Here is a 17,655-nt window from a genome sequence, read left to right on the forward strand (position 1 = left end):
GTTCACTCCTCGTGGGGCACGACGACGGCCAGGGTTTCGTCCAGCGCGACCTGTTGGCCCGCCTGGACCCGCACTTCGGTGAGCACGCCCGCCACGGGTGCCGTGACGGTGTGCTCCATCTTCATCGCTTCGACCACGAACAACGGCTGGCCGGCGGTCACGTGCTCGCCTTGGCCGACCCGCACCACCAGCACCGTGCCGGGCATCGGGCTGGTCACCGGCCCACCGCTGCCCGCCGCCGACGACGACTCGGCCTCCGACGGCAGGGTCTCGGTCAACGCCCAGGCCCTCCCGTCCGCGCCGAGCCACAGCACGTTGCCCGCTCGGGCCATTGCATACCGTCGACCGCCGACAGTCAGCGATGTACCGTCGACGGAAGTGGTGAGGCGCAACGGTTCTTTGTCTGCAATCGACACTTCGTCGCCGCGCACCCGGACCTCGACGCCGTCGATCAGCCACTTGGTCCACGCGTGCTCGCCGACCCGCCACCCGCCGGACTTCTCCCACGGGTCGTCACCGCGCACGGCGAGCTGCCGCTCCAACGCCGCCGCCGCCAACACCTCGTCCGGCACGTCGTGCCGCACCAACGACTCCAGCTTGCGCTCCACCAACCCGGTGTCCAACGCGCCCGCGCGGACGTCCGGATCGGCCAGCAACGCCCGCAGGAACGGGATGTTCGTCGTCACGCCGAGCACGACCATCCGCCCCAGCGCGGAGTCCAACCGGCGCAACGCCTCCTCACGCGTCGACCCGTGCGCGATCACCTTGGCCAGCATCGGGTCGTAGTCGCTGCCGACCGCCAACCCGACCGCCAGCGCCGAATCCACCCGCACGTCCGACGGCTCGTGCAGCGCCAGCACCGTGCCACCGGTCGGCAGGAACCCGCGCGCCGGGTCCTCGGCGTAGACCCGCGCCTCCACGGCGTGCCCGGAAAGCGTCAAGTCACCGAGCACCAAGTGTTCACCGGCCGCGACCCTCAGCTGCCACTCGACCAGGTCGACCCCGGTCACCAGCTCGGTGACGGGGTGCTCCACCTGGAGCCGGGTGTTCATCTCCATGAAGAAGTAGTCGCCGGACGCACCGTCCACAATGAACTCCACGGTGCCCGCGCCGACGTAGCCGACGGCCTTCGCCGCCTCCACCGCCGCCGTGCCCATGGCGTCCCGCATCTCCGGGGAGACCAGCGGTGACGGCGCCTCCTCGATGATCTTCTGGTGCCGCCGCTGGAGGCTGCACTCCCGCTCGCCCAAGTGCACCACCCGGCCGTGCGCGTCGGCCATCACCTGGATCTCGATGTGCCGCGGGTTGGTGACGAACCGCTCGATCAGCAACGCGTCGTCACCGAACGACCCGCGCGCCTCCCGCCGTGCCGACTCGATGGCGTCCCGCAGACCGTCACCGGACTCCACCAGCCGCATGCCCTTGCCGCCACCACCGGCGGACGGCTTCAGCAGCACCGGGAACCCGATCTCACCGGCGGCGGCCACCAGGTCGTCGTCGGTCATCCCGACCTCGGTCCGCCCCGGCACCACCGGCACGCCCGCCGCGGCGACCGTCAGCTTGGCCCGGATCTTGTCACCCATCGCCTCGATCGCCTCGACGGGCGGCCCGATGAACACCAATCCGGCCTTGTCGCACGCCCGCGCGAACTCCGCGTTCTCCGCGAGGAACCCGTACCCGGGGTGCACGGCCTGCGCGCCGCTCGACACCGCGGCCTCGATGATCCGCTCGATCGACAGGTAGCTCTCCCGCGCCGACGCCGGCCCGATCCGCACCGCCACATCCGCCTGCCGCACGTGCAGCGCGTCCACGTCCGCGTCGCTGTAGACGGCCACCGACCGGATCCCGAACCGCCGCAACGCGCGGATCACCCGCACCGCGATCTCACCGCGGTTCGCCACCAACACGCTGTCGAACATTGCCCTCACATCCGGAAGACGCCGTAGGAAACCGGCTCGATCGGGGCGTTCGCCGCCGTGGACAGGGCCAGGCCGAGCACCATGCGCGTGTCGAGCGGGTCGATCACGCCGTCGTCCCACAGCCGGGCCGTGGAGTAGTACGGGTTGCCCTGGTCTTCGTACTGCTGCCGGATCGGCGCCTTGAACGCCTCTTCGTCCTCCGCGGACCACGCGTCGCCGAGCTGGTCGCGCCGCACCGTCGCCAGCACGGACGCCGCCTGCTCACCGCCCATCACCGAGATCCGCGCGTTGGGCCACATCCACACGAACCGGGGCGAGTACGCCCGCCCGCACATCGAGTAGTTGCCCGCGCCGAAAGACCCGCCGATGACCACGGTGAACTTCGGCACGCGGGCGCACGCCACCGCCGTCACCATCTTCGCGCCGTGCTTGGCGATGCCCGCCGCCTCGTACTCCCGGCCGACCATGAACCCGCTGATGTTCTGGAGGAACACCAGCGGCACGCTGCGCTGGTCGCACAGCTGGATGAAGTGCGCGCCCTTCAACGCCGACTCGCCGAACAGCACGCCGTTGTTGGCGACGATGCCGACCGGGTGGCCGTGGATCCGGGCGAACCCGGTGACCAGCGTCGCGCCGTACTCCTTCTTGAACTCCTGGAACCGGCTGCCGTCCACGATCCGCGCGATCACCTCGCGCACGTCGTACGGCGTGCGGCTGTCCGTCGGCACGACCCCGTACAGCTCGGCGGGGTCGACGGCCGGCTCGACCGGCGGCTCGACCTGCCACGGACGCGGAGCGCGCGGCCCCAGCGTGCTGACGATCGAACGCACGATCCGCAGCGCGTGCGCGTCGTCCTCCGCCAGGTGGTCCGTGACGCCGGACGTGCGCGAGTGCAGCTCGCCGCCGCCCAGCTCCTCCGCCGTGACGACCTCGCCGGTCGCGGCCTTCACCAGCGGCGGGCCGCCGAGGAAGATCGTGCCCTGGCCGCGCACGATCACCGCTTCGTCCGACATCGCGGGCACGTACGCGCCGCCCGCCGTGCAGGAGCCGAGGACGGCGGCGATCTGCGGGATGCCCCGGCTGGACATGGTGGCCTGGTTGAAGAAGATCCGGCCGAAGTGCTCGCGGTCCGGGAACACCTCGTCCTGCCTGGGCAGGAACGCGCCGCCGGAGTCGACCAGGTAGACGCACGGCAGGTTGTTCTGCAACGCCACCTCTTGGGCGCGCAGGTGCTTCTTCACCGTCATCGGGTAGTACGTGCCGCCCTTGACGGTGGCGTCGTTGGCGACGACGACGACCTCACGGCCGGAGACGCGGCCGACGCCCGTGATGACGCCCGCGGCGGGCGCTTCGTCGCCGTACATGCCATCGGCGGCGAGCGGTGACAGTTCGAGGAACGGCGAACCGGGGTCCAGCAGCGTGTCCACCCGGTCACGGGGCAGCAGCTTGCCGCGCTCGACGTGCCGGGTGCGCGCCTTCTCCGGACCGCCGAGCGCGGCGGCGCCGAGCTTGGCGCGCAGGTCGTGGACGAGCCGGGTGTGGTCGTCGTGGTAGCGCCGGAAGGCGTCGGCCGACTTGTCGGCCGTGCTGCGCAGCACCGGGGCGTCCATCGGGCTCCTCGCGGTTAGCAGTCGTTAACCCAAGGAGATGTTAGCGCCTGTTAACGCCGGTTCACAAGCCGAAGGGGGCCGCGCCTGCGGCCCCCTTCGGATCACGTCAAGCCCTAAGGGCTCAGCCCGTGACGGCGTTGAGCTGCGGCAGGTAGCCGAGGCGCTGGCCGTTGCGGTTCGGGTGGTAGGACTCCTCCACCGGCCAGGACAGGCTGTTCAGCCACCAGTCCCCCGAGCAGATCTCGTGCCCGGTGAACGCGCCGCGCAGGTCGCGGTAGGAGAACGCCTTGGCGCCCGCCCGTGCGGAGATGACCTGGTGCAACGTGTCGGAGGCCGAGTTGATGGCCGAGCGCTTGGTGTCGCTCAGGCCGACCGAGCAGCTGCCCGGCACCTTGTACAGGCGCGGGTAGCCCAGCACGACGACCCTGGCGGACGGCGCACGGCTGCGGATCTGCGTGTAGACGTTGTCGAGCAGGCCGGGCAGGGTGTTCGTCGCGTACGCCTTCGCCTGGTTGACCCGGTTGATGCAGGTCGAGTCGGAGCCGAAGGTGCAGGTGGTGATCACGTCGGTGAACCCGGCGTCGTTCCCACCGATCGAGATGCTGACCAGGGACGTGGCCGAGGTGAGCGCGCTGACCTGGTTGTTCAGCACGTCACCGGTCCTCGCGCCGGAGCAGGCGACGAACTTGAACGACGTCGGCGCGTGCGACGCGGCCCAGAGGGCCGGGTAGCTGTACGGGCTGCGTTTGCAGCCGCCGGAGTCGCCGTAGTACGAGCCGGTGCCCGTTCCGGACGAGTAGGAGTCGCCAAGCGCGACGTAGTTCGCGCCGGCCGCTTCGGCCGGCACGACGAGTGCGAGCGAAGCGGCTAACGCCAGCGCGGCGGTGGACAGGATTCGGACAAGGCGCATCGGAGCCTCCCGGAGGGAAACAACGCAGGGTGATGCGGAACACGTCAAGTGTTACCAGCAGGTAAGGCTGCTTAAGAAGAGTGGGTCAAGAGTTAACTACGTGTTTCGCGGTCCGGTTGGTGATCTTCCGGCGACCACGCGGTTAACGGACGTTTACGCGTGCCGGGCCTGCCGTTTAAGATGGGCGGCGTGCCAGCCGAGACAGCGAAGCAAAACCGCCGGGACCAGATCCTGGCCGCCGCCGCCGAACTGTTCGCCCGGCACGGCTTCCACGGCGTCGGAATCGACGATATCGGTGCAGCGGTGGGGATTTCCGGGCCGGCGCTGTACCGGCACTTCCGCAGCAAGGACGCGATGCTGGGCGAGATGTTGACGTCCATCAGCGAACGGCTGCTGGAAGGCGGCCAGGCCAGGGTGGCGGCGTCCAGCGACCCGGAACACGCACTACGGGAACTGATCCGGTGGCACGTCGATTTCGCGCTGGACGACCCCGCGTTGATCACCGTGCAGATTCGCAACCTGGCCAACTTGACCGACCCGGACCGGCGGCGGGTGCGAGCGCTCCAGCGCCGTTACGTCGAGGTGTGGGTGGAGATGATCCGCAAGACCTCGCCCGAGGTGGACGAGCCGACCGCCCGTGCCGCGGCGCACGCCGTCTTCGGCCTGATCAACTCGACCCCGCACAGCGCCCACCTGGACCGGGACCAGATGGCCACCCTGCTCTCGCAGATGGCCCTGGCGTCGTTGTCCGGCGCCCTGCCGTAGTGCTCCGAACGTCCGAACCTCGCGTTCCGAGCGTTGAATTCGGGGGTCCTGAACGTAGGACTCACGGGTTCTGAACGTAGGACTCGCGTACCGTGGGCTGCCAATGAGCGACTTGGCGGTGAACACCACCGGGGGGTGGCCGGGGCTCCGGTTGCTCGCCCGCCTGCCCGCCTGGTTCAGGTTCCCGCTGGTCGCCGTGGCCGTCTTCGTCTGCGGCGTGATCGCGTCCCGCCCGGCGGGAGCCACCGACCCCACCCCGCTCACCGGTGACGTCGCCGCCGCGGCCCACGCGGTCGAGGCGATGACGAACCCTGCCGGGACCAGCCCGCTCACCGCGTTCCCCCCCGACTTCAACCAGGTGGTCAACCGCCATCCGGTGCTGGTCGCCGCCCCGGACGGCACCACCCGGGCGATCGACCCCAACGGCGGGTGCTCGGGTCCGGCGGGCAACACCGAATGGGACTTCGGCACCGGCTGCAAGGCGCACGACCTCGGCTACGACCTCCTCCGCTACGCCGAGCAGAAGGGCCGCCCGCTCGGCCAGGACGCCCGCAAGGCCCTGGACACCCGCCTCGCCCAGGACATGCACGCCCAGTGCGACCTCAACCCGCGCGGCCACGCCACCCGGTGCCACGCCACCGCGCAGCTCTACGCCGCCGGCCTGGAGTTCAACTCCTGGCGGCAGCGCTGGGGCCCGCCCGGCCACGAACCGGTCCTCGCCTGGGGCTTCGGCAGCGCCGTCGTCGTCTTCCTCTTACTCGCCCGCCTGCCCCGCCGGCCGGAACGGAGACCGGAACGCGAACCCGCGCCGCGACCGCGCGTGACGGGCGACCGCTACGCCACGTTCCTCCGGCTGGGAGCGCTCGGCCTGGTGATCATCAGCCAGTCCATGCTCACCGTGCTGCACTGGGCGGGCGTGAGCGCGAACTGGCTGTGGCTGCTCACGTGGGCGCTGCAAGCCATCCCCGTCTTCTACTTCGCGGGCGGCCACGCCAATCTCATCAGCTGGCACGCCGTCCAGGCCGACCACGGCGGCTACGGGCGCTACCTGTCCGCCCGCGTCTCCTGGCTGCTCCGCCCGGTGCTGGCGTTCGTGCTGGCCTGGCTGGTCCTGCCGCTGCCGCTCGAACTGCTCGACGTGGACAAGTCCAGGGTGGAGATGTTCGGCCGGCTGATCGCCCACCCGCTGTGGTTCCTCGGCGTCTACCTGGTCGCGGTCGTCGCCACCCCGGTCATGGCCTGGCTGCACCGCAACGCCCGCCTGGTCACGCCGGTCGCACTCGTCGCCGCGATGGTCGTGGTCGACCTCGCCCGCATCGCCTTCCAGTGGCGCACCGGCGGCTACCTCAACCTGGTGCTGGGCGCGCTCCTGCTCCAGCAGCTGGGCTTCTACTACGCCGACGGCAGCCTGCACCGGATCTCGCGCAAGGTGCTCAGCGCCCTCGCCCTCGCCGCCGTCCCCGCGCTACTCGCGCTGATCACGTTCGGCGGCTACCCGCGCACGATGATGTCGCTGCCGGGTGAGGGCAGTTCGAACCTCAGCCCGCCCACCGTCTGCCTGCTGGTGCTCGGCCTGGCGCAGATCTGCCTGGTCATGCTGCTCCGGTCGCGCGTCACGACCTGGCTCGAAGGCCACCGCCAGTGGAGCGTGGTCGAGTTCGCCCGGACCACCCCGATGACCGTCTACCTCGGCTACCTGACCGTGCTGGCCACCGTGATCGGCCTGCTCGGCCTGCTCGAAAGCTCTCCCGTCGCGTACGACTGGATCTCCACCCGGCCACGCTGGCTGGCCGTCCTGGTGCTGCTCCTCCTTCCGGTGCTCCTGGTGTTCCACCGCTTCGAGCGCAACGCCGCCCTGAGCCCCTGCCGCACCCGTGAGACCCACCGCACCCGACTCGCCGTCACGCTCGGCGCGGGCTACGGCGTGCTGGGCGTCCTCGGGTTCGTCGTCACCGGTTTCGCGGGCGCGGGCGGCACGCTGGTCGTGTTCAAGGTCGACCCGCTGCAGAACCTGATCCACCTGCTGCTCGCCTGGTACCTCCTGCACTCCGCGCGCGCCGGCACCTGCCACGACCGCCGCCCTTGGCTGCTCACCGCGTTGGCCTGCGTCCCGCCACTGCTGGTCCTGGAGCCGACCGCCGCGATGGTCGCGCTGCACGGCGCGACGATCGTGGCCGCCCTGCTCGCGGCGATACCGAAGCAGCACCAGGCACACGCACCCGAACACCGGCAGCCACGTCCCGCGCTCCAACACCCATAGCGCTTCCGACGGCGGCGTGTGCAGGCCGCGCAGCGAGCCGAACACCGACCCGACCAACGTCACCACCAGCAAGGCGCTCTGGTGCACCAGGAAGATCGGCAACGCCCGCGCGTTCACCGCCGGCGCCCGGAACGACGGCCGCAAGACCAGCACCAACCCCACCTGCGCCAACGCCAACGCCAAGGCCAAAGCCGACGGCGGCGACAAGTTCGACTCCGCCGCACCAGGCACACCGACCGCACTGACCGGATAACCCGCGCCCAGCAGCAACGCGAACGCCCCCGCACCCACAACGAACAGCGCCACACCCCACGAACGCCGCTGCCCACGTTGAGCGACAAGCACCCCTATCTGCCACGGCGCCCACCACACCGCAACCACGTTCACCCACCCGACATCCAAAACAACCAACCCAACCGCAAAGCCCACACCCCACCACCCCAGCCGCGACACCAAGGGCGTGAACGCCAACAGCACGACGTAAACGGCAAGGAACCACAACGGCGTGACAACGAGGTACCCGACAGTAGAAACGGTCTGCTGCGGCAACCCGCGCAAGGACAGTCCAAAAAGGACGGCAGCCCAAACCCCGACCAACACCACCACCGGCAACACAAGCTTCCGCGCCCGCAACCACCAAGGCACCGCCGACCGCGCCGCCCCGAACCCACCCACGAAGAAGAACAACCCCAACGTCTGAAACACCCAGCTGACCGGCGCCAACTCGGGCATCCACCGCAACGGGCTGTCCACCACCAACCCGTCACCCGTCAGCACAACGGCCGTCACCAGCCAGTGCCCCAACACCACCCCGACGATCGCGATCGCCCGCGTCGCGTCAATCACCGGATCCCGCATCACGGCGCCGCACCCACAGCGATCCGGCCAAGCGCACGCAACGACACCGTGCCCTCCCGGAAGTACTCGTCGTGCTCGATGTCACCGACGTCGAACACCCGAGCCCCGAACGCCGGATCGACAGGATCCACCCCGTGCCCGAGGTCCCCAAGCCGCACCGACGGCACCCACCGCGTCCAGTCACGCCCACCCCGAGCCGCCCACACCCGCGCCGACCCCACCGAATCCACCCGAACCCCCGGCGAACCCAAGAAGACCACGTCATCGACCGACGGCCGTGCCAGCGCGCACACCACCGACCCATAGCTGTGACACATCAGGTGAACGGACCCGGGCAACGTCCGCACGTACTCACCCAAAGCAACGGCACCGGCCCGAGCCAACCGCCCACCCGCCGCGTCCACACCCAGCCCGGACGGCGTCCGATAGCCCAGCCAAGCCACCACCGCGACGTCGTCCCGCCCAACGGCCGCGTGCAGCGAACGCGCCATCCGCCCCACCGTGACGTCGAACCGAGAACTGTCCACATCAGACCCGGGAACCACCACAACAACGTGCGCAGCCCCCGCCAGCCCCCCATAAACAGCAACCTTCACCCCGAACGGAGCCACATCACCGCCCGGCGTAACCAGGACCAGCAACGCCGCCACCAACGCGATCTTCGACATGACACCGAAACTAGGAAGACCACAGCCCCGAAATCGTCACCCCGGAGTGCCGCTACCCCGGTACCACCAACCCCGACTCGTAAGCCGCGATCACCGCCTGCGCCCGGTCACGCAGCCCCAGCTTCATCAAGACCCGGCTCACGTGCGTCTTCACCGTCTGCTCGGCCAACACCAGGTGCCCGGCGATCTCGCCGTTCGACAGCCCCTGCGCGATCAGCCGCAGCACCTCGGTCTCCCGCTCGGTCAACGCCCCCAACGCCGCCGGCTTCACCACCCGCACCGGCTGCGCCTTCACGAAGTCCTCGATGAGCCTCTTGGTCACCGACGGCGCCAGCAACGCGTCCCCCCGCGCCACCACCCGCACCGCCGCCAGCAGCTCACTCGCCGGCGCGTGCTTCAACAGGAACCCGCTCGCACCCGCCCGCAACGCCTCGTACACGTAGTCGTCCAGGTCGAACGTCGTCAGCACGAGCACCTTCACCGGATCACCGGCCAACAACCGGGTCGCCGTCAGCCCGTCCATCTCCGGCATCCGCACGTCCATCAGCACCACGTCCGGCCGGAGCCGACGCACCTCGCTGACCGCCGCGACACCGTCACCCGCCGACCCGACCACGGTGATGTCGTCCTGGGCGTTCAACAGCGCGGAGAAGCCCTCCCGGACCATCTCCTGGTCGTCCGCCACCAGCACCCGGATCACCTCAGCACCACCGGAATCACGGCACGCACTTCGAACCCCCCGTCCGCGGTCGGCTCGGCCGACATCGACCCCCCGTGCACCGCCACCCGTTCCCGCATCCCCCGAAGCCCGTTCCCCCCACCGCCGCCCAGCGACGCCCCGCCGGCAGTGTTCCGCACGACGATCCGCAACTCCCCGTCCACCAGATCCACGGACACCGACGTCGTAGACCCGGGCGCGTGCCGACCAGCGTTCGTCAGCGCCTCCTGCACGATCCGGTAGGCCGTCAACCCCACCGCCTCCGGCACCTCCACATCATCAACCGACGCCCCGCCGTCCAACGCCCGGATATCGGCCAACCCAGGCTGCGGCACCCGCTCCACCCGCTGGTCCTCGGCCCGCAACACCCCCAGCAACTGCTGCATGTCGGTGATCGCCGCCCGTGCCGCCGCCCCCAACTCGGCGAACTCGCGCACCCCAGCCTCCGACAGACCCTCAATCCGATAGGGCGCCGTCTCACACCTCACCACCACCAACGACATGTGGTGCGCGACCACGTCGTGCATCTCCCGAGCGATCCGCGCCCTCTCGACCAGCGCCGCCTTCTCGTCCCTCTCCTCGTGGAACCGCCGCTCAGCCCGCCCCCGCGACCCCACCGCGTACCCGGCAAGAAGCACGAGGAACAGGAAGCCGATCAGCGGCAGCAGGTAGTCGGACGACAGCCCCGTGACCCCTGCCACCATCCCGGCCGTGAGCACGCCGACGACGAGCACCACCCGGCCGCTGTGGATCATCCCGACCGCCAGCAGCACCGGCAGGTACCAGCACCACTGCAAGGCGCCGAAAACAGGCAACTCGGAGTACAGCAGCATCCGGGTGACCAGCAGACCCGCCGTGGCCAGCCGCCAAGCCGCGAGCGTCGAGCGCAGCAGGAACACGAAACTGCCGGCAACCAGAGCGAACAGCAGCGGCCACCAGCCGTCCGGATCGGCCAGCGTGACGTACTGCGAGCTGGTCCCGATCGCGATCACCAGGCCGTAGACCAGCACCGCCACGGTGACGAGGTGCCGGTACCGGAAGCCCTCGAAGACCCGCGTGCGGTCGCGGAGCAGCACGACCTGGAGGAGAGTGCGGATCACGGCCCCGATGCTAGGCCGCGGGTCGTGCCCGCACATGCCACCGTGGGCTGACATACCCGGGTAGCACCCGGCCGGCCCCCACCCATACCCGAGACCGCACCCACCGGACAAGCCGTTGCGGCAGGCGAACGCCACCAGGTAGGCAATACGGCAGAGCCGCGAAACGGCAGACCTGTGCGCCCCTACTCCGTGTTGGAAGATGGCTGAATGCACCCGCAGCAAGATCCGGATCGCTGGTCACGGCTCCAGGCCGTGGCCGGCGAGGCGCTGGCCGCTGCCAAGGTCGGGGAGGACGCTGTCGCGGTCGACCTGGTCACGGGCTACCTCAGCGGTTCGCCCGAGGGCAACGAGGAGATCCGGGAGCTGGTGCTCCTGCTGTTCGCCGAGTGCAGCGCCATGGTCGCCGCACTCGGCTCGGGCGGCGCGACACCGGTGAAGATGCAGGTCTTCGACGAGGACGGGCAGGAGGTGCCGATCGACGACGCCGACCCACCCGTCCGCACCGCGATCCGCACCCTGCTGGCCGAGGTGCACGGCGACCAGGAAGCGGCAGCCGAGCAGATCGAGATCGCACTGGCCAACGGACAACCCCAAGAACTGGCCACCGTCGTCCTCCAAGCCCTCCGCTGGACGGTGAAGCTAGCCGTCGAGTGCGAACTGCGAGACCTCCCCGTAGCCCCCTGGATCGCCACCGCCCTCGACGACTAGCCCTTCAACACCCACACCCCACACCCCAACGGACCCGCATCCGACCCACCAAGGCCCGATTTGACATGGGTTCGGGTGCCATAGGCTGGTCGAAGCCGGGCAGGCTTGGCGGGCGCTTTATCCGCCATGCCTGCCCGGCTTTGGCCTGTCTGGGGTGCCCGTAAGGGCCCCGTGTCAAATCGGGCCGAACCCACCCACCCGCCCCCACCCCACCCGAACCCACACCCCACCCGAACCCACCCACCCCACCCGATCCCACACCCGACCACCCCAACCAAACCCACCTAGGGTTCCGCCATGCGCACAGCACTACTCGGCTACGGCCTGGGCGGAGCCGCCTTCCACGCCCCGTTCATCTCCACCACCCCAGGCCTGACCCTCACCGCTATCGTCACCTCAAACCCCGACCGCCAAGCCGAAGCAGCATCCCGCTACCCCACCGCCGAACTGATCCCGTCACCCGACGACGTATGGCGACGTGCCGACGAGTTCGACCTCGTAGTGATCACGACCCCCAACCGCTTCCACGCCGACCACGCCCGCACAGCGCTGGAACACGGCCTCAACGCCGTCGTGGACAAGCCGTTCGCCCCGTCCGCCGCGGCAGCCCGCGACCTCGCCGAACTGGCAGCACAACGCGGCCTCCTCCTCGCCCCGTTCCACAACCGCCGCTGGGACGGCGACTTCCGCACCGTCGCACGACTCCTCAGCGAGGACGCCCTGGGCAACGTTCACCGCTTCGAGTCACGGTTCGAACGCTGGCGACCGCAGGTCAAGGACAGCTGGAAGGAATCCAGCGACCCGGCCGACCTCGGCAGCATCGTGTTCGACCTGGGCACGCACCTCGTGGACCAATCAATCGCACTGTTCGGCCGCCCGACCACGGTCTACGCCGAGATCCGCACCCTGCGCCCGACTGCCCAAGCCCACGACGACGCGTTCATCGCCTTGACCCACCCCTCCGGCGTCGTCTCACACCTCTGGGCATCAGCCCTGACAGCCTCGCTGGGCCCCCGCTTCCGCGTCCTGGGCGACCGGTCCGCCTACGTGAAGTACGGCATGGACCCCCAGGAAGAAGCCCTGAAGGCAGGCGAGACGCCGGGCGGCGAAGGCTGGGGCGAGGACCGCGTAGACCAATGGGGCCTCCTGGACGAGGAACCTCTACACACCGAACCAGGCTCCTACCAGGACTTTTACGCAGCCATCGCCACCGGCAACGCCCCCGTCCCCGCCACCGACGCGATCACCGGCCTGGAAGTCCTCGAAGCAGCCTTCAAATCAGCAACCACCGGCACCACCATCCACCTCGCCGACTAAACCCACCTTGCCGGCAAGTCTCTTAGCAACTAAGATTCTTGGCATGGAAGACAGGCGAGCACAAGTACTGGTGGTCGGAGCAGGGCTGAGCGGCTTGTCCGCCACCCTGTTCCTCGCCCAGCAAGGCATCGACGTGCTGGGCATCTCCAAGCACAGAGGCACCTCACCCCACCCGAAGGCCACCGGCCAGACACACCGCACGATGGAGCTGCTCCGCCGAGTGGGCGTAGCCGACGAGGTGCTGGCAGGCGCCGCCGGCCTGGGCGGCGGCGTAGTCATCAAGGTCGCGGAGAGCCTGCAAGGCCAGGTGTTCCACACGATCGTGCACGAGGACCACGACTGGGGAACCGACCTCAGCCCCGAACTCCCCGGGATGGCGAGCCAGGACCACGTCGAGCCCGTCCTCTTACGACGAGCTCGCGAACTGGGCGCCGAGGTCCTGTTCGAGACCGAACTGGTCTCCTTCACCCAGCAGCCGGACCACGTGACAGCCACGCTGCGAACCCGCCAGACCGGCCACGAGTGGACCGTCAGAGCCGACTACCTGGTAGCCGCCGACGGCCACCGCGGCACCGTCCGCGAGACGCTGGGCATCGCCCGCCAAGGCCGCGGCCCTCTGGCGCACCACATCGGCGTGGTGTTCGACGCCGACCTGGCCGTGCACCTCGTCCCCGACAAGATCACCCTCTACTACCTGCGGAATCCGGCGTTCACCGGCGCGTTCGCAGCCACCAACACCGAGCGGCGCAACGTGTTCACCATCGAGTACGACCCGGCTCACGAATCGCTCGCCGACTACCCTCCGCAGCGCTGCGCCGAGCTGCTCCGGATCGCAACGGACGCACCCGATCTCGACCCCGACATCCGCGAGATCACCGCGTGGGAGATGGCCGCGTGGCTCAGCGACCGCTTCCGCTCAGACCGCGTGTTCCTCGTCGGCGACGCCGCGAAGGTGACACCACCCACCGGCGGTCTGGGCGGGAACACCGCGATCGGCGACGGCTTCGACCTGGCGTGGAAGCTGGCGGCCGTGGTGAAGGGCGAGGCCGGCGAAGCGCTCCTGGACAGCTACGAAGCCGAACGGCGCCCGTACGCGAAGCTCGTGGTCGACGGATCGTTCGCCAACTACGTGCCGCGGTTCGCGCCGCACCTGGCCGGCCCCGACGTGCCGGACGAGATCGACCACCTGCACCTGACGCTCGGCTACCGCTGCCGATCCAACGCCGTCCTGATCGACGACACCGACCAGGCCCCGATGGAGGACCCCGCCGACCCCAGCGGCCGACCGGGCTTCCGCGCACCGCACGTCACGATCGAACTCGACGGCACGAAGAAGTCCACAGTGGACCTGTTCACCACCTGGACCCTGATCACCCTCAACGAAGCCTGGAAGGGCGACGTCCCGTCCCTGTACATCCCCGACATCCAGGACCCGACCGCCGAACTGGCCAAGCGCTACGGCATCGGCACCGAGGGCGCGAGCCTCATCCGCCCCGACGGAGTGATCGCGTGGCGCACCACCAACCCGCCCACCGATCACACCCACCAACTAGCCACAACCCTCGCCACCCTCACATCCAAACCCCACCCCCACCCGCACCACCACACGATCAGGTGAGTTCCCTGGAGAGAGTGGTGCCGGGCCGCCAGGCTGAGGAGCATGGCACCACTCCCTCTGCTCGCGGCGTTGGCCGCTTTGTTCCCCGCGGCGTCCGCACCCGAGTCGATGTTCGTCCTCAGCATGGCGCGCGGCGAAACCGTCCACATGGCCACGTTGACGTGCCAACCGGCCGGCGGCGGGCACCCCAGCCCCGACGACGCCTGCCTCGCACTATCCGATGTGGACGGCCAGTTCACCGGCCTGTCGACCGGTCAGGCGTTCTGCACCCTGGAGTACGACCCGGTAACCGTCCGGGCGTCCGGCAAGTGGCGCGGTGAAACCCGCCTGTTCGAGGCCACGTTCCCCAACCCGTGCGTGATGCGCGCCGAAACGGGCCCGGTGTTCGACTTCTAACACGCCACGCGAGACACCCAAACACCGTGCCCAACCCAACCCACCACGCGAAACACCCGTAGCGGGGCCCACGACACCGCCGCCGAAGTCATGGGCCCCGCCACGGGGTTCCTGCGAAGGTCCTCGGACCTCTGTTGCCGACCGTAGGGACTCAACTCCATATCGTCAACAATCTTCACATTCGTGAAACCCGAGAACCGCCCACCGTCTCAGCAGGCACGCTCTATCCTCCGCCCGAACCGCTTTGGGGGATGACGTATGGGTGACTTCCTGCTGTACACGGTGGGCCTTCCACTGACGTTCCTGTTCCTGGTGCTGGGCATGGCGATGGCCGCCCGCCGCATCCTGGGGCTGCACGTCGGCCTCGTCCGCACCACGTTCGCGTGCCTGCTCGGCGTGTCGCTGAGCGAAGTCGCGCTGAGCGCGATGCCGACCCCGGACACGCCCGCGCTGACCACGGTGCAGATCGGCATCTCGCTCTTGCTGATGATCGCCGTGCTGACCTTCGCCGAGATCGTGGTGCCGACCGGGTCCATCCCGCCGCCCACCGAATGGTGGCGTGCGCTGCGCGGACGCGTGAGCCGGACCCGCCGGTACTCACGGATCACCGCGATCGCGTTCCGCCACGGGCTGGGCCCGTACCTGCGCGGCCGGGAGCGCACCGACACCCGCCTCGCGCGGTCACTGCGTCTCGCGCTCGAAGAGGGCGGCGTCACGTTCGTCAAGCTCGGCCAGGTGCTCTCCACCCGACCCGACCTGCTGCCCCCGGACGTCATAGCCGAGCTGACGTTGTTGCAGGACAACGTCCCCGCCGCCCCGTGGCCCGCGGTGCGCGAGCTCCTGGTGGCCGAGCTGGGGCAGCCGCCGGAGGACGTGTTCGCCGAGTTCGACGAGCAGCCGCTGGCCGCCGCGTCCGTGGCCCAGGTGCACCGCGCCCGGCTGAAGTCCGGCGAGGACGTGGTGGTGAAGGTGCAGCGTCCGGGCGTGCGACGGGTGGCCGAGGGCGACCTGGACATCGTGAACCGACTCGGCTCGACGCTGCACGACAGGACCCGGTGGGGCAGGGCGATCGGCGTGCGCGACCTGGCCGCCGGGTTCTCCACCGCGTTGCGCGAGGAACTGGACTTCCTGGTCGAGGCGCGCAACCTCGCGGCCGTGCGTGCGGCTTCGACCGACTCGGACATCGTGCTCCCGGACGTGCACCACGAACTCTGCACGTCACGCGTCCTGGTGATGGAACGGCTCGACGGCGTGCCGATCCGGTCCGCGCCGCTGGAGTCGACCGACCGGGACGCGCTGGCCCGGTCGCTGCTGGACGTGCTGCTGCGCCAGGTGATGGTCAGCGGTGTGTTCCACGCCGATCCCCACCCCGGCAACATCATGCTCCTGCGCGATGGCCGGCTCGGGATGCTGGACTTCGGATCGGTCGGCCGACTCGACGCGCAGCTCCGCTCGGCGCTGGGCAAGATGCTGCTGGCGATCGACCACAGCGATCCGGCCGGCCTGCGGGACGCGTTATTGGAGCTGGTGACCCGACCGGACGAAATCGACGAACTCCAGTTGGAGCGCGCGCTCGGCCAGTTCATGGCGCGGCACCTCGGCGCCGGGATGCGGCCGGACGTGGAGATGTTCAGCGACCTGTTCAAGCTGGTCTACCGGTACGGGCTGAGCGTCCCGCCGGAGATCGCGGCGGTGTTCCGGGCGTTGGCGACGGTGGAGGGGACGCTGGCCGCGCTGTCGCCGGGGTTCAACATCGTGGTTGAGTCGCGGGCGTTCGCGGACAAGCAGTTCAGCGCGCACCTCACGCCTGAGTCGTTGCGGCGCACGGTGACCGAGGAGCTGCACTCGATGCTGCCGATGCTGCGGCGCCTGCCCCGGCGGGCCGAGCGGATCTCCAGCGCGTTGGAGCAGGGTCGGCTCGGGTTGAGCATGCGGCTGTTCGCGGACGAGCGGGACCGGCAGTTCATCGTGTCGCTGCTGCACCAGGTGATGCTGACCGTGCTGGGTGCGACGGCGGGCCTGATGGCGGCGCTGCTGCTCGGCGCGGACGGTGGTCCGGTGGCCGGTCCGGGCGTCTCGCTGTTCCAGGTGCTCGGCTACAACCTGCTGGTCATCAGCGTGCTGCTCGGGCTACGGGTCGTAGTCACCATCTTCCGACCACGCACACAACGTTGACGTGGATGCGTTCCTCTCTACTTCGCCGGGGCGGGCCGCGTCGCCGGCAGAGATGAGTGCGCTGCGCGCGCTCGTGGAGCGCCACGTAGCCTCGGGCTCATGAGCATCCACGACATCCCCGTGCACACCTTGTCCGGCGAGCCGTCGAGCCTGGGTTCGTTGGCGGGCAAGGCGTTGCTGGTGGTGAACGTAGCGTCCAAGTGCGGTTTGACGCCGCAGTACAAGGGGCTGGAGCGACTCCAGGAGCGGTACGCGGAGCAGGGCTTTTCGGTGGTCGGGTTCCCGTGCAACCAGTTCGCCGGGCAGGAGCCGGGCACCGCGGAGGAGATCGCCACCTTCTGCTCCACCACGTACGGCGTGACGTTCCCGCTGTTCGAGAAGATCGACGTCAACGGCCCCGAACGGCACCCGCTGTACGCCGAGCTGACCGCGTTCGCCGACTCCGACGGCACCGCCGGTGACGTGCAGTGGAACTTCGAGAAGTTCCTGCTCACCCCCACCGGCGACATCACCGCCCGCTTCCGTCCCGCCACCGACCCGGAGGACGAGACCGTAGTGAAGGCGATCGAGTCCGTACTCCCTTAACGAGTCCGTACTCCCCTGACCTCCGCCCCCTCCCCCCACACCACGACG

The 17,655-nt window shown here is 69.5% G+C and carries 14 protein-coding genes and 1 pseudogene; 8 read left to right on the forward strand and 7 right to left on the reverse strand.

The window, feature by feature from the left end:
* Positions 1–2 precede the first annotated feature (2 nt).
* The 3 genes from F4560_RS27420 to F4560_RS27430 form a co-directional block, all read right to left on the reverse strand.
* Entirely contained in the window at positions 3–1,919 is a 1,917-nt protein-coding gene (locus F4560_RS27420) for an acetyl-CoA carboxylase biotin carboxylase subunit (protein ID WP_184924583.1), read from the reverse strand.
* A 5-nt stretch (positions 1,920–1,924) separates the two neighbouring features.
* Entirely contained in the window at positions 1,925–3,529 is a 1,605-nt protein-coding gene (locus F4560_RS27425; RefSeq protein ID WP_184924585.1) for a carboxyl transferase domain-containing protein, read from the reverse strand.
* A gap of 121 nt (positions 3,530–3,650) precedes the next feature.
* The gene (locus F4560_RS27430; protein ID WP_184924587.1) at positions 3,651–4,439 is read right to left on the reverse strand and encodes an SGNH/GDSL hydrolase family protein; all 789 of its coding nucleotides are present in this window, start codon (positions 4,437–4,439) and stop codon (positions 3,651–3,653) included.
* Positions 4,440–4,628: 189 nt separating this feature from the next.
* On the opposite strand from F4560_RS27430, the gene F4560_RS27435 reads away from it, so the two are divergent.
* Positions 4,629–5,204 carry an SACE_7040 family transcriptional regulator gene (locus F4560_RS27435; RefSeq protein ID WP_312869511.1) on the forward strand — a complete coding sequence of 192 codons (576 nt, stop codon included), beginning with the start codon at positions 4,629–4,631 and terminating at the stop codon, positions 5,202–5,204.
* Between the two features lie 103 nt (positions 5,205–5,307).
* Positions 5,308–7,464: a phospholipase A2 gene (locus F4560_RS27440; RefSeq protein WP_184924591.1), complete on the forward strand. Its 2,157-nt coding sequence runs from the start codon at positions 5,308–5,310 to the stop codon at positions 7,462–7,464.
* A gap of 9 nt (positions 7,465–7,473) precedes the next feature.
* Here F4560_RS27440 and F4560_RS46700 read toward each other — a convergent pair.
* From F4560_RS46700 to F4560_RS27460, 4 genes and pseudogenes are all read right to left on the reverse strand, one after another.
* A pseudogene (locus F4560_RS46700) lies at positions 7,474–8,322 on the reverse strand (acyltransferase family protein); the annotation flags it as partial.
* Entirely contained in the window at positions 8,322–8,990 is a 669-nt protein-coding gene (locus F4560_RS27450; RefSeq protein ID WP_184924594.1) for an alpha/beta hydrolase, read from the reverse strand. The pseudogene F4560_RS46700 and the gene F4560_RS27450, both read right to left, overlap by 1 nt.
* 52 nt (positions 8,991–9,042) lie before the next feature.
* Entirely contained in the window at positions 9,043–9,690 is a 648-nt protein-coding gene (locus tag F4560_RS27455; RefSeq protein ID WP_184924596.1) for a response regulator transcription factor, read from the reverse strand.
* Complete coding sequence (locus F4560_RS27460) at positions 9,687–10,808, reverse strand: sensor histidine kinase (RefSeq protein WP_184924599.1); 1,122 nt, start codon at positions 10,806–10,808, stop codon at positions 9,687–9,689. Before F4560_RS27460 ends, F4560_RS27455 begins: the two co-directional genes overlap by 4 nt.
* A 207-nt stretch (positions 10,809–11,015) precedes the next feature.
* On the opposite strand from F4560_RS27460, the gene F4560_RS27465 reads away from it, so the two are divergent.
* The 6 genes from F4560_RS27465 to F4560_RS27490 all read left to right on the forward strand — a co-directional run bounded on the left by F4560_RS27465 (position 11,016) and on the right by F4560_RS27490 (position 17,607).
* Positions 11,016–11,516: a hypothetical protein gene (locus F4560_RS27465; RefSeq protein ID WP_184924601.1), complete on the forward strand. Its 501-nt coding sequence runs from the start codon at positions 11,016–11,018 to the stop codon at positions 11,514–11,516.
* Between the two features lie 297 nt (positions 11,517–11,813).
* Entirely contained in the window at positions 11,814–12,833 is a 1,020-nt protein-coding gene (locus F4560_RS27470; protein WP_184924603.1) for a Gfo/Idh/MocA family oxidoreductase, read from the forward strand.
* A gap of 43 nt (positions 12,834–12,876) precedes the next feature.
* On the forward strand, positions 12,877–14,451 hold the full coding sequence (gene rdmE / locus F4560_RS27475) for an aklavinone 12-hydroxylase RdmE (RefSeq protein ID WP_184924605.1): 1,575 nt from the start codon (positions 12,877–12,879) through the stop codon (positions 14,449–14,451).
* 42 nt (positions 14,452–14,493) lie between these two features.
* A complete protein-coding gene (locus F4560_RS27480) occupies positions 14,494–14,847 on the forward strand; it encodes an SSI family serine proteinase inhibitor (protein ID WP_184924607.1) in 354 nt (117 codons plus the stop codon).
* Positions 14,848–15,105: 258 nt separating this feature from the next.
* Positions 15,106–17,022 (forward strand): ABC1 kinase family protein, encoded by a 1,917-nt coding sequence (locus tag F4560_RS27485; protein WP_184924609.1) that lies wholly within the window; start codon positions 15,106–15,108, stop codon positions 17,020–17,022.
* 99 nt (positions 17,023–17,121) lie between these two features.
* Positions 17,122–17,607 (forward strand): glutathione peroxidase, encoded by a 486-nt coding sequence (locus F4560_RS27490; RefSeq protein WP_184924611.1) that lies wholly within the window; start codon positions 17,122–17,124, stop codon positions 17,605–17,607.
* The last annotated feature ends 48 nt before the right edge of the window (positions 17,608–17,655 follow it).

The organism is Saccharothrix ecbatanensis, from assembly GCF_014205015.1.
Lineage (GTDB): Bacteria > Actinomycetota > Actinomycetes > Mycobacteriales > Pseudonocardiaceae > Actinosynnema > Actinosynnema ecbatanense.

Excerpts from the sequence above, each read along its gene's own strand:
- F4560_RS27420 (WP_184924583.1), bottom strand. The coding sequence starts at position 1,919 with ATGTTCGACAGCGTGTTGGTGGCGAACCGCGGTGAGATCGCGGTGCGG.
- F4560_RS27425 (WP_184924585.1), bottom strand. The coding sequence starts at position 3,529 with ATGGACGCCCCGGTGCTGCGCAGCACGGCCGACAAGTCGGCCGACGCC.
- F4560_RS27430 (WP_184924587.1), bottom strand. The coding sequence starts at position 4,439 with ATGCGCCTTGTCCGAATCCTGTCCACCGCCGCGCTGGCGTTAGCCGCT.
- F4560_RS27440 (WP_184924591.1), top strand. The coding sequence starts at position 5,308 with ATGAGCGACTTGGCGGTGAACACCACCGGGGGGTGGCCGGGGCTCCGG.
- F4560_RS27450 (WP_184924594.1), bottom strand. The coding sequence starts at position 8,990 with ATGTCGAAGATCGCGTTGGTGGCGGCGTTGCTGGTCCTGGTTACGCCG.
- F4560_RS27465 (WP_184924601.1), top strand. The coding sequence starts at position 11,016 with ATGCACCCGCAGCAAGATCCGGATCGCTGGTCACGGCTCCAGGCCGTG.
- F4560_RS27470 (WP_184924603.1), top strand. The coding sequence starts at position 11,814 with ATGCGCACAGCACTACTCGGCTACGGCCTGGGCGGAGCCGCCTTCCAC.
- rdmE (WP_184924605.1), top strand. The coding sequence starts at position 12,877 with ATGGAAGACAGGCGAGCACAAGTACTGGTGGTCGGAGCAGGGCTGAGC.
- F4560_RS27480 (WP_184924607.1), top strand. The coding sequence starts at position 14,494 with ATGGCACCACTCCCTCTGCTCGCGGCGTTGGCCGCTTTGTTCCCCGCG.
- F4560_RS27485 (WP_184924609.1), top strand. The coding sequence starts at position 15,106 with ATGGGTGACTTCCTGCTGTACACGGTGGGCCTTCCACTGACGTTCCTG.
- F4560_RS27490 (WP_184924611.1), top strand. The coding sequence starts at position 17,122 with ATGAGCATCCACGACATCCCCGTGCACACCTTGTCCGGCGAGCCGTCG.